Origin of the sequence: Halobaculum sp. D14, from assembly GCF_051195135.1 — an archaeon.
GTDB lineage: Archaea > Halobacteriota > Halobacteria > Halobacteriales > Haloferacaceae > JBNTKA01.
Genome location: NZ_JBNTKA010000002.1, coordinates 286172 through 299357, shown reverse-complemented (window position 1 = coordinate 299357; position 13186 = coordinate 286172). Strand labels below are relative to the sequence as shown.

The 13186-nt window shown below is 69.6% G+C and carries 15 protein-coding genes and 1 tRNA gene; 7 read left to right on the top strand and 9 right to left on the bottom strand.

Going from position 1 to position 13186, the window contains the following annotated elements; genetic code table 11:
• Positions 1-93: 93 nt before the first annotated feature.
• The 8 genes from gatB to ACQUST_RS07255 all read right to left on the bottom strand — a co-directional run bounded on the left by gatB (position 94) and on the right by ACQUST_RS07255 (position 5270).
• On the bottom strand, positions 94-1611 hold the full coding sequence (gatB, locus tag ACQUST_RS07290; protein ID WP_435126855.1) for an Asp-tRNA(Asn)/Glu-tRNA(Gln) amidotransferase subunit GatB: 1518 nt from the start codon (positions 1609-1611) through the stop codon (positions 94-96).
• Positions 1612-1732: 121 nt separating this feature from the next.
• The gene (locus tag ACQUST_RS07285) at positions 1733-1951 is read right to left on the bottom strand and encodes a type II toxin-antitoxin system HicA family toxin (RefSeq protein ID WP_435126853.1); all 219 of its coding nucleotides are present in this window, start codon (positions 1949-1951) and stop codon (positions 1733-1735) included.
• A gap of 31 nt (positions 1952-1982) precedes the next feature.
• Positions 1983-2252, bottom strand: coding sequence for a type II toxin-antitoxin system HicB family antitoxin (locus ACQUST_RS07280; RefSeq protein WP_435126851.1), 270 nt, complete (start codon positions 2250-2252; stop codon positions 1983-1985).
• Positions 2253-2563: 311 nt separating this feature from the next.
• Positions 2564-2959 (bottom strand): PIN domain-containing protein, encoded by a 396-nt coding sequence (locus ACQUST_RS07275; RefSeq protein ID WP_435126849.1) that lies wholly within the window; start codon positions 2957-2959, stop codon positions 2564-2566.
• Positions 2956-3204, bottom strand: a complete 249-nt coding sequence (locus ACQUST_RS07270) for an antitoxin VapB family protein (protein ID WP_435126847.1) — start codon at positions 3202-3204, stop codon at positions 2956-2958. The genes ACQUST_RS07275 and ACQUST_RS07270 overlap by 4 nt, the downstream gene beginning before the upstream one ends.
• A 349-nt stretch (positions 3205-3553) precedes the next feature.
• Positions 3554-3784: an H/ACA ribonucleoprotein complex subunit GAR1 gene (locus ACQUST_RS07265; RefSeq protein WP_435126845.1), complete on the bottom strand. Its 231-nt coding sequence runs from the start codon at positions 3782-3784 to the stop codon at positions 3554-3556.
• A gap of 9 nt (positions 3785-3793) precedes the next feature.
• Positions 3794-4075 (bottom strand): signal recognition particle subunit SRP19, encoded by a 282-nt coding sequence (srp19, locus tag ACQUST_RS07260; protein WP_435126843.1) that lies wholly within the window; start codon positions 4073-4075, stop codon positions 3794-3796.
• A 34-nt stretch (positions 4076-4109) separates the two neighbouring features.
• Positions 4110-5270, bottom strand: a complete 1161-nt coding sequence (locus ACQUST_RS07255; RefSeq protein WP_435126842.1) for a PGF-CTERM-anchored ABC transporter substrate-binding protein — start codon at positions 5268-5270, stop codon at positions 4110-4112.
• A 60-nt stretch (positions 5271-5330) separates the two neighbouring features.
• Between ACQUST_RS07255 and btuC the strand changes: the two genes are divergently transcribed.
• The 4 genes from btuC to ACQUST_RS07235 all read left to right on the top strand — a co-directional run bounded on the left by btuC (position 5331) and on the right by ACQUST_RS07235 (position 8578).
• Positions 5331-6452 carry a vitamin B12 ABC transporter permease BtuC gene (gene btuC, locus ACQUST_RS07250; RefSeq protein WP_435126840.1) on the top strand — a complete coding sequence of 374 codons (1122 nt, stop codon included), beginning with the start codon at positions 5331-5333 and terminating at the stop codon, positions 6450-6452.
• Positions 6449-7423 (top strand): heme ABC transporter ATP-binding protein, encoded by a 975-nt coding sequence (locus tag ACQUST_RS07245; RefSeq protein WP_435126838.1) that lies wholly within the window; start codon positions 6449-6451, stop codon positions 7421-7423. Before btuC ends, ACQUST_RS07245 begins: the two co-directional genes overlap by 4 nt.
• A gap of 31 nt (positions 7424-7454) precedes the next feature.
• Entirely contained in the window at positions 7455-8438 is a 984-nt protein-coding gene (locus ACQUST_RS07240) for a class I SAM-dependent methyltransferase (RefSeq protein ID WP_435126836.1), read from the top strand.
• 67 nt (positions 8439-8505) lie between these two features.
• Positions 8506-8578, top strand: a tRNA-Thr gene (locus ACQUST_RS07235).
• Positions 8579-8652: 74 nt separating this feature from the next.
• On the opposite strand, the gene ACQUST_RS07230 is transcribed toward ACQUST_RS07235, so the two are convergent.
• A complete protein-coding gene (locus ACQUST_RS07230) occupies positions 8653-8775 on the bottom strand; it encodes a hypothetical protein (RefSeq protein WP_435126834.1) in 123 nt (40 codons plus the stop codon).
• A gap of 247 nt (positions 8776-9022) precedes the next feature.
• Between ACQUST_RS07230 and ACQUST_RS07225 the strand changes: the two genes are divergently transcribed.
• The 3 genes from ACQUST_RS07225 to ACQUST_RS07215 all read left to right on the top strand — a co-directional run bounded on the left by ACQUST_RS07225 (position 9023) and on the right by ACQUST_RS07215 (position 13147).
• Complete coding sequence (locus ACQUST_RS07225; protein ID WP_435126832.1) at positions 9023-9451, top strand: CopD family protein; 429 nt, start codon at positions 9023-9025, stop codon at positions 9449-9451.
• Positions 9444-9977 carry a hypothetical protein gene (locus tag ACQUST_RS07220; RefSeq protein ID WP_435126830.1) on the top strand — a complete coding sequence of 178 codons (534 nt, stop codon included), beginning with the start codon at positions 9444-9446 and terminating at the stop codon, positions 9975-9977. The genes ACQUST_RS07225 and ACQUST_RS07220 overlap by 8 nt, the downstream gene beginning before the upstream one ends.
• A gap of 179 nt (positions 9978-10156) precedes the next feature.
• Positions 10157-13147 (top strand): PKD domain-containing protein, encoded by a 2991-nt coding sequence (locus ACQUST_RS07215; protein ID WP_435126828.1) that lies wholly within the window; start codon positions 10157-10159, stop codon positions 13145-13147.
• Positions 13148-13186: the final 39 nt, after the last annotated feature.

Genomic DNA, 13186 nt, shown 5'->3' with positions numbered 1-13186 from the left:
CAGAACAGCCGAGAGAAGCGCCGCGACGCGCCGCAGGAGAAATCGAGTCGCCACGGGGCGAATCGACACCGCGGGACGGCCCGGGTCGCCGCGCTACGATTCGAGTTCGTCGCGGAGCAGTTCGTTGACGGTGCCGGGGTCGGCCGAGCCGCCGGTGCGCTGCATCACCTGGCCGACGAGGTAGTTGAGCGCGCCGCCTTCGCCCTCGTGGTAGTCCTCGACGGCGTCCGGGTTCTCCTCGATGGCGTCGCGGACGGCGTCGACGACTTCGCTCTCGCCGGCCTTCCCGAGCCCTTCGCGTTCGATGACCTCGTCCGGGGCGACGCCCTCGTCGAGCATCGCGCGCAGCACGGTCTCCTCCGCGTTCTTCACGGTGAGTTCGTCCTGGTCGACCAGCTCGATGAGCCGCATGAACTCGTCGAGCCGGTCGTCGACGTCGTCGATTGTCATGTCGCGGTAGTGGAGTTCGCCGAGGAGGTTGTCGGCGACCCAGGTCGCGGCGACCGACGGGTCGAACTCGGCGGCGACCGCCTCGAAGAAGTCCGCGACCTGCTTCCGGGACGTGAGTTTCGCGGCGGCCTCCTCGTCGAGGCCGTACTCGTCGCGGAACCGGGCGCGGCGGGCGTCGGGCAGCTCCGGAATCGCGATTTCCTCCTTCCAGTGGGCGACCTGCAGCGGCGGCAGGTCGGCCTCCCGGAAGTACCGGTAGTCCTTCTCCTCCTCTTTCGACCGCATCGAGATGGTGTTGCCGTGCGTCTCGTTGAAGTGCCGCGTCTCCTGTTCGACCGCCTTGCCGCGGCGCAGCAGGTTCTCCTGCCGGCTCTCCTCGTAGCTCAGCGCGGTCTGGGCGCCCTTGTGGCTGGAGATGTTCTTCACCTCGGTCCGGTTCGCGGATTCGAGCGTCTCCTCCGGGATGGTGCCGTCGTCGCGGATCTCCGACTCCGGAATCATCGAGAGGTTCGCGTCGATGCGGAGGCTGCCGTCGCGGGACGCGTCGAACACGCCGAGGTACTCCAGCACCTCCTCCAGTTTCTCGAGGAACGCGCGGACCTCGGCGGGGTCGCGGAAGTCCGGCTCCGTGACGACCTCCATCAGCGGCGTCCCGGCGCGGTTGTAGTCGACGAGCGTGTAGTCCGCGCGGTCCACCGACGTCGTCCGGACGTCGAGGTCCTGCGTCCCGTCGCGGACGTGCCGGATGCTGCCCGGGTCCTCTTCGAGGTGGGCGCGCCGAACCGACACCTCGTGCCGGTCGCCCTCGTGGCTGAACGACAGCGTGCCGTCGGCGCACAGCGGCGCGTCGTACTGCGTAATCTGGAAGTTCTTCGGCAGGTCGGGGTAGTAGTAGTTCTTCCGGTGGAACCGGGTCTGCTCGGGGATGTCGGCGTCCAGCGCCTTCCCGACTTTCACGGCGGCCTCCACCGCCGCCTCGTTCAGCACGGGGAGCGCCCCGGGGAGCCCGAGACAGACCGGGCAGACGCGCGTGTTGGGCGCCTCGTCCTCGGCGGGCTCCGTCGAACACCCGCAGAACACCTTCGTCTCCGTCTCGAGCTGGACGTGGACCTCCAGCCCGATGACGGGGACGAGTTCGCCCTGCTCGGCTGCTTGTGCCATTACGGCGGCGTTTGCGCCCACGCAGGTAAAGCCTGACGAGATGACGCGCCCGAATCCGCCGCAGAGACCGGGCGGCGAGGACCGGTCAGTGTTGGGGGTTGCGGACCGTCGACCGAACGGGTCACCCGTTCCGGTCGATCCAGTCGCAGAACGCGTCGAAGTCGTTCGCTCCGGCTTGCTTCGCGATACTGCGCAGCGTCCCCGTCCGGAGTTCGTCGTGCAACGGAACCGTGACGCGCCGCTGGTCACTGTCGTTCGACGGATGTTCGTAGGAGAGCTGTGCGTGGTCGCCAGCGGTCCGTCGCCACTCGAAGCCGCCTGCGTTGACCAGCGCCTTCACGACCTCCCGCCCCGAGAACGCCCGCCCCCCATCAGTCGAGTACGTCCGGCGGTTCGTCTTCTCCCGTCGTGTTGTCCGCCGGGTCGATGCCGAGTTCACGGAGTTCCTCGTCGCTCGGCTCGGTGCCGACATCGCCTTCGTTCAGCGCAACTGCCTCGTCGAGGTTCTCCAGCGCGACCGCCCGAGACTGTCCCTGTGTCGTGACGCCGGTTTCGACGTCTTCAGCCACCCACCAGTCGTCTTCACGCCAGAGGCGAATCTCGTCGGTGTGGTCCCCGCCGTCTCTGGTCGAACTGGCCATCTTAGCTACGAATAGCGGTAGGCGTCGAATAAGCGTTTGGCCGGGTAGTCAACGCTCCAGAAACGCTAACTCGAAGCAGTCGGCACTACCGTCGATACGGTCGGTTTCGAGCATAGAACACTCATAAATCGTTCAGCCTCACCCTTCATCCGTATCTGAACACTATCGGTGCCTGAAACTGAAACGGCTAAATCGGCAAGTAGGTGTGCGAACGTACCGCTCACACGCCTACCAGTTTACGGTCATCAAAACTGGTGGCCGACAATACGGTCGTGCTGTCAGTCGAGGGGCCGTGCTGTCAGTCTGCCCGGTCAGTATTCTTCGACGTCAACGACCTTCTTCGTCTCCTCGTGGGTGAGGTCACCGTCGGCAGAAACAACCGGCGCGTCCAGTTCACGCCCGACCGCTGCGATCAGTGCGTCGAGACCGTCTAGGTACGGCCCGCCCGGGGCGACCTCGTCCGCGATCTCCCCCGCTGTCACTGCCGTCCTCTCGTCCACCTCGTACTTCTCTCCCCACGAGAAGTCAGCACGAACGCCGGCGACGTCGCCGTTCGGGAGGTTCCCCTCACCGACAAGTGCCTCGGCGTACGCCGGGACGGGCATCACCCAACGCTCGTTCTGGGCTCCAGCCGCCTCGTAGAACTCCTTCGTCGCTTCGACGCCGTCCAGGTAGTCGATGAGAAACGTCGCGTCGAGGACCTTCATGTAGCGTCCTCAGTCCGCTCTCGCATCCGCTGCTTCCGCTTCTCCTTCGACTTCCGACGCCCTTCACGGACGCGCTCGGCCTCCTCGTCGGACCAGCGGCCGAACCCGTCGTAGAAGTCGCCGACGCGGTCCTCGTCGAGGACGCGCTCCAGGACGTCGTTGTAGCTCTCTCCCTCACGCCGGAGGCGGTTGAGTTCCCGCTTCACACGGTCGCTCACCCGGATCTGCTCATCAGCGGTCGCCATCGTCACGTCAACGTTAGCGTTGACACGGCTTAGCCCTTGGGTCAGGAGTAGTCAGTGAACCACTCGGGCGCTCCGTACGCATCGGCCCAACAGCGCCTGTACCAAACGTCAGTATACCGAGAATCAATCCGGGAAGGCCCATTGCACGCGGATAGAAGGACGTTCAAGCCATTTATCTGGGTGGAATAGGCGCTAAAACCTCGCCGTTTACGGCGGAGAGGATGTCACTCAGAATGGTACTGAAGCTGGAGCAGTTGAATCGGTAAGCGCACGCGATTCTTGAGTGTTTGGCTGAACGCCCGGAAGAATACGGCGAGCGCCGTGGATGGACGACTGTCGTGACGTGACCCTACCGCGAGTACAGTTTCTCGCCGAGCAGCCCGGCGAGCCGCGATTCGTCGGTCGGGGTGACCGCGACGTACGGCCGGTCGACCGGTCCGAACACGTCGACGACCCAGCCGACTCTGGTCAGCGACTCGTCGACGACTTCCGCGCCGACGTCGACCGGGTCGGTGTCGGGCGGGACGCGGACGACGGCGAGCCCCTGCGCCGTCCGGACGACTTCGCCGACGCGTCTCATCGGGGCACCTCAGTCGCCTCGGATGACGCCGAGGTAGGCGCCGACCGCCTGCACCAGGTCGTTCTTCGCGGTCTCTTCGGTGCCGGTGACGAGGACGCGGCCGCGCTGTTCGTACTCGCGGCTGTACGTCGCGTCCCGCTCGATTTTCGCGTCGTAGCCGACCTGCTGGACCGCCTTCGCGATCTCGTCCACCGTCGGCTCCGCGACCGCGAGGTCCGCCGGGACGCGCCGCCCCGCAGAGCGGGTGAGCGCCGCGTCGAAGTACGCAGGCCACAGGACGTTTTCGACCATACCGGGACGCCGTGGCCCGCGCGGAAAAAGGGTGCTATCGGCGGCGTGCGAGCAGCGCCGCGACGGCGACGGAGAGCGCGGCGACGGCGAAGCCGAAGCCGGCGCCGGTGGTCGCGGTCGACTCGGCCGGCGAGTCGGTCGTCGCCGTGGTCGAGGCGGCGGTGGTCGGCTCGGGCGTCGGCGTCGACATCGACGCTTCGACTTCGGCGCGCGTCTCGAACTCGGCGGATGCGGCCGCCTCGGGGTGGAACGCCTTCGTCATCGTCCGGACCGCCATGACGACCGACCGCGGCGCCGGCTGGTTCAGGTAGTTGGCGTTCACGGTCACCGTGTTGTTGTTCTGCACCGCGGGGGTGCTCGCGTACGGCTCCTGCGAGAGCAGGTACGACGAGCCGCTGCTCAACACGAGCCAGTCGGGCTGCAGTTGCAGAATCACTTCGCTGCTGAGCTGCGGATACAGCTTGGAGACGTTCGCCTCCGCGACGACGTTCTCGGCGCCGGACGCCCGCATCATCGCGGAGATGAACGTCCCGGTGTTGGCGACGTAGCCGCCGCCGAGCGGGTAGAGCGCCCGCACCGGCTCGACGTCGGCTGTCGCCTGCGCCGCCGCGTCGACGTTCGCGGTCATCCAGGCGTTCGCCTCGGCGGCGCCCCGGCAGTTCCCGGTGAGGCGGCCGATGAGCGTCGTCTTGTTCCGGACGTCCGCGACGCTGGTGGCGGCGGACATGTAGAACACCTTCAGCCCGGCGTTCCGCAGCGCGGTCACCGTGTCAGTCGGGATGACGTTCGGCGCCAGCACGAGGTCCGGGTTCGTGCCGACGACCGCCTCGACGCTGACGGAGAAGCCCGCCGAGACGTTCGTCCGCGACTCGGCGCCGTCGAGGTAGGTCGCGTGCCTGGAGACGCCGACGACCTGCGATTTCCCGCCGATCTCCCACATCGTCTGGGCGGCGCTGGGCGCGAGCGTCGTCACGCGCTCGGGCTTCTCCTCGACGGTCACTTCGGTCCCGGTGGCGTCGGTCGCCGTGAACGGGAACGAACACTGCGCCGCGCCGCCGCTCTGCTGGAGCGGGGCGTCCGTGCCGGCCGGTGCTGCGCCGGCCGCTGTGCCCGCTGCGCCCGCTGCGCCGGCCGCTGGCGCGACGCCGGCGAGCAGGACGGCGGCGGTGACGAGAATCGCTGTGAACTGTCGCATACTCGTTTCTACGGAGAAAGCAATAAATATGTACCTAAACCAACTCTGGTTGAGTTATCGATGCGTCCCTGGAGCCGCGCCGCGGCCTACTCCGCGGTGCTCGCCGGCGTGCTCGCCGCCGTCGTGACGGTGAGCGCCGGCGTCGGCCCGGTGTCCATCCCGGCGCGCACGGTCCTCGCCGTGCTCGCGAACAGCGTCGCCGTCCCGGTGGGCGTCGACCTCGCGGGCGGCGTCGGCGCGGACGCCGCCGGCCTCCCGGTCCGGCTCCGGTACGCCCACCCGTTCTCCTTCCCCGTCTCCGACGTGAACAGCACCATCGTCATGCAGGTCCGGCTGCCGCGCATCCTGCTCGGCGCGTTCGTCGGCGTCGCGCTCGCGTCCGCCGGCGCCGTCATGCAGGGGTTCTTCCGGAACCCGATGGCGGACCCGTCAATCGTCGGCGTGTCCTCCGGCGCCGCGGTCGGCGCGGTCGCCTGGATCGTCGCGCCGAGCGCCATCGTCGCCGCGCTCGGCCCGCTGGGGAGTCTGCCGTTCGTCGGCCTCGGCGGCGCCGCGTTCGTCGGCGCGCTCCTCGCCGGCTTCGGCGTCTACCTCGTCGCCACCCGCGACGGCCGCACCCCGGTCGCGACGCTGCTGCTCGCCGGCGTCGCGGTCCAGACGTTCCTCGGCGCCGTCACGTCGTACCTGCTGCTCCGCAGCGGCGAGTCGATGCGCCGCGTCGTCTACTGGCTGATGGGCCACCTCGACAACGCCTCGTGGGGCGACGTCGGCGCCGTCGCGCTCGTCGTCCCGCCGCTCGTCGCGGTGCTGTTCGCGTACAGCCGCGACCTGAACGTGCTGCTGCTCGGCGAGTCCGACGCCGGCGCGCTCGGCGTGAACGTCGAGCGCAGCAAACGCGCGCTGCTCGCCGTCTCCTCGGTTCTCACGGCGGCCGCCGTCGCCGTCTCCGGCGTCATCGGCTTCGTCGGCCTCATCGTCCCGCACGCGCTCCGGCTCGTCGTCGGCCCGGACCACCGCGTCCTGCTGCCGACCAGCGCGCTCGCCGGCGGCGCCTTCCTCGTCGCCGCCGACACCGTCGCCCGCTCGGGCGCCGCCGAACTCCCCGTCGGCATCGTCACCGCCGCCGCCGGCGCCCCCTTCTTCCTCTACCTGCTCCGCAAGCGCGAGGTGTACGAACTGTGAGCCGCGGCGACGCCGACGCGAGTCGCGATACCCCCGCGACGAGCCGCGCCGGCGACGCTGCCGGCGGCGCTGACGACGGCGCCGGCGACGCGGAGCAGCCGCGCATCCGCGCCACCGACGTCTCCGTCGCGCTCGGCGGCGACACGGTGCTCGACGGCGTGTCACTCGACGTCGACGCGGGCGAACTGGTGGGGCTCGTCGGCCCGAACGGCGCCGGGAAGACGACGCTCATCCGGGTGCTCAACGGGACGCTGACGCCCGACGCCGGCCGCGTGGCGCTCGCCGGCGACGACGTCGCGGGGCTGAGCCGCCGGGCGACGGCGCGCCGCGTCGCGACGGTGCCGCAGGACGCGACGTTCAGCTTCGAGTTCACGGTTCGGGAGGCCGTCGAGATGGGCCGGACGCCGTACGTCTCCCGGTTCGGGCAGGCCGGCGACGACGACGACGCCGCGGTCGAGCGGGCGATGGAGCGCGCCGAAGTCGCCGCGTTCGCCGACCGGGCCGTCACGACGCTGTCGGGCGGCGAACGTCAGCGGCTCCTGCTCGCACGGGCGCTCGCGCAGGACACGCCGGCGCTGCTGCTCGACGAGCCGACGGCGAGCCTCGACATCAACCACCAGCTCCGGACGTTCCGGCTCGTCGCCGACGCCGTCGCCGACGGGAAGGCCGCCCTCGCCGCCATCCACGACCTGAACCTCGCGGCGCGGTTCTGCGACCGGCTCGTCCTGCTCGCCGGCGGCCGAATCCGCGCCGCCGGCGACCCCGAAGCCGTCCTCGCGGACGACGCGCTCGCGGAGTCGTTCGGCGTCGACACCGCGCTCAACCGCGACCCCGCCGTCGACACGCCGCTGCTCACCGCGCTCGGCGAACAGCGGCCCGACGCCGGCAGCCGGGACGCCGACGGTGACGTCGACCACGCCGGCCACGACGACGGCGACGGCGACGACGCCGGCGACGATTCGAACCGGTAGCCCTTTCGCCGCCGCCGGCCGATTTCGCGGCATGAGCGTGCCGTGCGTCCGCGTCCCCGTCGAGGACGGCGAAGCCACCCGCGAGCGGCTCGCCGAGCGCGGCGTCCTCGACGGCGACCGCGAAATCGAGGTGGAGGACGGCGACATCTACATCCCGGTCACCGACGCCGACGCCGTCGCCGACGACTACGACGTCGTGGCGCGCGACGCCGCCGAGCGCGACCGGCCGCGGACGCCCGCCGAGATTCTGGGGTACGAGCCGACGTACGAGCGGCTCGGCGACGTCGTCATCGTCGACGAGGACGACCCGGAGACGGCGCAGGCGGTCGCCGACGCCGTCATGGCCTCCGACGTCCCCTGCAAAACCGTCGTGAACCGGGCGTCGAAGGTCCGCGGCGAGTACCGCGTCCGCGACTGGGAGGTGCTCGCCGGCGACGGCACCGAGACCGTCCACCGCGAGTACGGCCACGAGTTCCTCCTCGACATCGCCGACGTCTACTTCTCGCCGCGGCTCGCCACCGAGCGCCACCGCGTCGTCACGCAGGTCGACGCCGACGAGCAGGTCGTCGACATGTTCGCCGGCGTCGGGCCGTTCGCGGTGCCGATGGCCGCCCGCGGCGCCGACGTCGTCGCCTGCGACCTGAATCCGCGCGCCGTCGAGTACCTCCGCGAGAACGCCCGCCGCAACGACGTCACCGACCGCGTCACCGCCGTCGAGGGCGACGTCCGCGACGTCGCCGCCGACTACCCCGACTGGGCCGACCGCGTCGTCATGAACCTCCCGCACACCGCCACCGAGTTCCTCGACACCGCCGTCGCGTTCGCCGGCGACGACTGCGTCCTCCACGTCTACGACATCCAGCACGAATCCGACCCGTACGGCCCCGCAGAGCGCGCCATCCGCGACGCCGCCGGCGACGACTACCGCGTCGACGTCCTCACGGAACACGACGTCCGGTCGTACGCGCCGCACGAACTGAACGTCTGCGTCGACGCCCGCCTCCGCCGGATGTGAGAGCGGGACACGGCGCCGCGGTTCCGGAATCCTTATTTCCGTCTCCCCCCGACGAACTGATACACGCGCCGGTGTAGCTCAGCTGGCAGAGCGATTCCTTCGTAAGGAATAGGCCGAGGGTTCAAATCCCTCCACCGGCTTGCCTTCTGACGACCGTACCGTCGCCGACGAGCCGTTTTCGAAGCGCCGAATTGTGGCAGCGCGCAGCGCCGGCTCAGTTCTGCCGCCACTCGGCGTCGCCGCAGCGGCCGCACTCGACCCGGCCGTGCGTGACTCTGAGGTCGGTGGCTTCCCAGTCGTGGCCGACCACTCGGCAAAGGATTTGTGTTCCCTTCATCGTTCTGCGCCTTCAGTGACTACTCATACACTAATCTCGAATAAGTCTTCTCTGTATTCACCTATATAGCGATATTATCTGTTAATTGCACACAGAGACTACAAGGTCATGTTTGGGTGTGCCAAGGACGCCTCTTCAGGTGTGAACGCTATCGGGAAGGGGCAGGCTGGACCGCGAGCGGGGGAGTAGCGCCCGAGTACCTGTAGACTCCCCGGTGTTTTTGTGTTGACAGAGGAATCGCGGGCGTATGGCAGGTGCCCTCCACCTCGCAGTCCGGACAGTCCACGTGCTCGGCATGGTCGTGCTGCTCGCCGGCTCCGCGGCGGTGTGGGCGGGGCTCCGGGTCGGCGACCGCGCGGCCGGCCCGCTGCTCAGGCAGTTCGAGTGCGTGTTCTGGGCGGCGATGGGCGTGATGGTCGTCACCGGCGTCGGGAACCTCGGGGCGCTCGGCGCGCCCGGCCCCGGGACGCGCTGGGGCGCCGTGTTCACCCTGAAACTCGCCGTGGTCGCGCTGTTCGTCGCCGGCTCGGGCGTCCGGTCGCTGGCCGTGTTCCGCCTCCGCGACGTCGACGACCCGGACGACGCCGTGTGCCGGCGCATCACCGCGTCCTACGGTGCGACGACGGGTGCGCTGCTCGTGGTCGTCGTGCTCGCGGAGGTGCTCGCACATGGCTGAGTTGCCGGACGCGGAGACGTGGTCGGTGGCGACGTTCAACGTCGTCGGCTTCGCGCTGCTCGCGGTGCTCGCCGGGCACGCGGCCGGCGCGCTCACCGGGGCGCTCTCGGGGCTCGGGACGCTCCCCGGGTTCGCGGCGTTCGGCTACCTGTGGCTGCTCGTCGTCGCGACGACGCGGTGGGTGTTCGCGCTCGGCGGGCTCCGGCGGAGCACCGACGGCGAGACGCTGCACCTCCTCGGCCGCGGCGCGGTCGGCGGCGCCGTCGTCGGCATGGGGTTCGCCGTCGCCGGCGCCGTCGTCCTCGCCGGCCTCGAACTGCTGGAGGGGACCGGCGACGTCGTCGTGCTGGCGTACCTGTTGCTGCTCGGCACCGCCGGCGGCGCCGTCGTCGGCAGCGTCGTCGGCACCGCGTTCGGCGTCGTCGACGTCGCGTGCTACCGGGCCGCGGCGCTGGTCGCACCGGAGACGGGGCGGGCCGCCGCACCGCCCGCGGATGCTTCTGAGTCATCGTCCCGCGGCCGCTGACGAATCACGCCGCACCGGCCTCGGCAGCACAAATTTCTGCTTCTATGTGTTGATGGATTAACTCATACATCTGCGGTGAGAATCGTCGCGTCGGGAGAGTATTCGCCGGATGCACCGAGTCAGCGCGCCTGCGACGGCGACAAGCGTTTTCCGTGTTTCCAGTGTATTTTCTCGAACACGTGTCAGACACCGGGCGATACCGGGTCGTCGCGCGGGCCGCGGTGGTCGGCACGCTGGTCGTCGCTGTGGTCGCCGCGGGGGCGGCGCCCACGGCAGGGCAGACGGTCAGCGGCGCCGCGGCACACCTGACGGGCGACCGGGCGAGCGACGGCGCGGCGGCGCTCAGCGCGCCGCTCGCGGCGACGGAGAACAGCGTTTCCGGCGGGACCGTACAGTTCGCGTACGTCAACAGCAGCACCAGCGAACTGACGCTGGTCACCACCGACGGCGACCGCATCGGGACGGGCGTCTCAGCCGAAATCATCGGGAAGGGCGCAGATATGGACGGCGACTGGTACGCCGAGATACCGTACGTCAACAGCAACGGCGAGCTGTACGTGGTCGACCGGACGGGTGAGAAGAAGTTCCTCGCGTCGGGTGCCCCGAGCTCAAAAAGCAAGATTGCCGTCGGCGACCTCGATGGCACAGGCAACAAGAGCGTCTTCTTCGTGGAAGATGGAGAGAAACAGGTGAAGCAGGTGTGGTACAACGGGACCGCACAGACCGTCGTTGAGGCCGGATCCTCGTTGTCTGGCGTCGCGGGCGTCGGCGACGTCACCGGAGACGGCGCCCGAGAAGTCGTCTACAATGCTCAGGGTACACTGTACTACTACAACAGGAGCGCCAGACAGGAGAGAGAACTGGACCAGGCGCCGTCCGGTAGCGGCACGGTCGGTGATCCACGTGACTTCGACGGCGACGGCATCGCTCGTGTCCCGGTCGTTGACGGGTCGGGTAACGTGGAGCTTGTCGGTGTTGACGGAGTCAAAACCCTGACCAGCGGCGCCCAGAAAGTTCCGGTCGCCGCCGTCAACTGGACCGGCGACGGCACCCCGGAGGTGCTGTATCTCACCTCGTCGCCGCCGAGCAACGTCGGCTACGTCACCTACTCCGGCACCACCGGGACCGTCGACGGCGTCAGCGCGGCGACCAGCGCCGGTATCGCGCTGGTGAACGGGCAGGACGAGCCGCTCTCGCTGTCGAACTTCACGGTCTCGAACCGCTCGGAGGTCGGCGAGCCCGGGACGCTGAACGTCTCGTTCACGGCGACCGAGCCGCTGAGCGCCGTCACCGTCGACGTCGCCGGGCCGGACGGGACGACGCTCCACCTGTCGAACTTCACCGAGACCAGCGACGGCGGCGACTACGTCTACAACGCGACGTACACGCCGGACGCCGACGGCACCTACGACGGGACGCTCGAATCCGCAGCGTCGACTGACGGCGACGCTGCGTCGCCGGGGCTCACCGACTCCGGCGTCGTGGACGCCAGATTCAACGTCTCCGACCTGGACGCGACGACGCAGAGCGGGACCGACATCGCCATCGGCTTCAACGCCTCCGAACCGCTGGGCGGCGTCGACGTCGCCGTGACCGGGCCGGAGGACGCGATGCTCGACCTGTCGAACTTCTCGACCGACGACGCGGCGGCGCCGTACCGCTACACCGGCGTCTACGAGGACGCCGCCAGCGGGAACTACACCGTGACGGTGGACCGGGCGGAGTCGCAGGACGGCCAGGTCGACGACGAGAACCTCACCGACGACGTCTCAGTACCGGACTTTTCGGTGTACAACCTCACGCTCGAAACCGCGGCCGACGGGAATCTGACCGCCGGCTTCAACGCCACCGACGACGTCTCCGACGCCGACCTGACGCTCGACGGCCCGGACGCTCCCGCGGTGTCGTTCGGCGACTTCGACGAGGTCAGCGCCGGCGACGACTACCGGTACCGGGCGAGCCTGAACGCCACGACCGACGGGAACTACACGCTGACGCTCGGTGGCGCGACCGACGACGACGGCCAGACGGTCACCGAGACGCTGACGGTGAACGAGACGCGCGACGTGGCCGTGCCGACGGTCGTCTCGGCGAACCTGACGGACGCGACCGACGGGAACGGCGTCGTCAACGAGACCGACCGGCTCACCGTCACCGCGAACGTCTCCGGCGACGTCGACGAGGTGACTGCCGACCTCTCAGCGTTCGGCGCCGGCACCGTCGTGTTGACCCGGCAGGACGGCGCGTACCGGGCGACCGTCGACGTCGACGGCGGCAGCGACGGCGCACACGCCGTCACCGTCACCGCGGACGACGGCCAGGGGAACACCGACCAGGCGACGACCGACGAGGTGGTGCTCGACACGACCGCGCCGCAGGTCGCCGTCGCGAACCGCACCGTGACCGTCGACGAATCCGCGACGTACGCGCCGAGTCAGGACTCGGACGCCACCACCCGCATCGTCTCGTACACGTGGCGGTTCCCCGATGACACGATGAAAACCGGGCGGACCGTCTCGTACACGTTCGACGCGACCGGGACGTACACGGTCCGGCTCACGGTCGCCGACGCCGCCGGGAACACCGCGTCCGACACCGCGACCGTGACGGTCGAATCCGCGTCGACCGCGACGCCGACCGACACCGCGACCGCAACACCGACCGACACCCAGACCGCGACCGCAACACCGACGCCTTCGTCGGGTGGCGGAGGCAGCGGCGGCGGACTCAGTGGCGGCGGTGGCGGTGCGGTCTCCACCGCGACGCCCACACCGACTGCGACGCCGACGGCCACGCCGACGCCGACTGCGACCGCGACGCGGTCAGCGACGCTGACGGCGACTCCGACGGTGACCGCGGTGACGACGACGGCAGCGGGAGCCGGGGTCGGCGGTGACACCGCGACGGCGACGAAGCAGGGCGGGAAGCCGCCGGCGACGACGACGCCGGGCGGCGGTGCGACGAGCGTCTCGCCGATTCCGGTGCTGCTGCTCGGGATGCTGGCGCTCGCCGCCGCGATTCCGGTCGTGCCGCCGCTCGTCGGCGACAACCAGGAGGAGGAAATCGACGCACGCGGCCAGTGGATTGCGCCGACGCCGCGGCACTCGCCGGACGACGACGGCTGGCGGCGGTTCCTTCCGGCGTCGCTCCGCGGCGACGACGACGAATAGGTCGGGCGGGACGCCGCGAATCCGGGGGCGGCCGCGAGC

Bases quoted from the DNA above. Each gene is read 5' to 3' on its own strand.
- ACQUST_RS07270 (WP_435126847.1), bottom strand. From the start codon at position 3,204: ATGGCGACCGCTGATGAGCAGATCCGGGTGAGCGACCGTGTGAAGCGG.
- ACQUST_RS07255 (WP_435126842.1), bottom strand. From the start codon at position 5,270: ATGCGACAGTTCACAGCGATTCTCGTCACCGCCGCCGTCCTGCTCGCC.
- ACQUST_RS07280 (WP_435126851.1), bottom strand. From the start codon at position 2,252: ATGGCCAGTTCGACCAGAGACGGCGGGGACCACACCGACGAGATTCGC.
- ACQUST_RS07220 (WP_435126830.1), top strand. From the start codon at position 9,444: ATGGCTGAGTTGCCGGACGCGGAGACGTGGTCGGTGGCGACGTTCAAC.
- gatB (WP_435126855.1), bottom strand. From the start codon at position 1,611: ATGGCACAAGCAGCCGAGCAGGGCGAACTCGTCCCCGTCATCGGGCTG.
- ACQUST_RS07240 (WP_435126836.1), top strand. From the start codon at position 7,455: ATGAGCGTGCCGTGCGTCCGCGTCCCCGTCGAGGACGGCGAAGCCACC.
- ACQUST_RS07230 (WP_435126834.1), bottom strand. From the start codon at position 8,775: ATGAAGGGAACACAAATCCTTTGCCGAGTGGTCGGCCACGACTGGGAA.
- btuC (WP_435126840.1), top strand. From the start codon at position 5,331: ATGCGTCCCTGGAGCCGCGCCGCGGCCTACTCCGCGGTGCTCGCCGGC.
- ACQUST_RS07265 (WP_435126845.1), bottom strand. From the start codon at position 3,784: ATGAGACGCGTCGGCGAAGTCGTCCGGACGGCGCAGGGGCTCGCCGTC.
- srp19 (WP_435126843.1), bottom strand. From the start codon at position 4,075: ATGGTCGAAAACGTCCTGTGGCCTGCGTACTTCGACGCGGCGCTCACC.
- ACQUST_RS07225 (WP_435126832.1), top strand. From the start codon at position 9,023: ATGGCAGGTGCCCTCCACCTCGCAGTCCGGACAGTCCACGTGCTCGGC.
- ACQUST_RS07275 (WP_435126849.1), bottom strand. From the start codon at position 2,959: ATGAAGGTCCTCGACGCGACGTTTCTCATCGACTACCTGGACGGCGTC.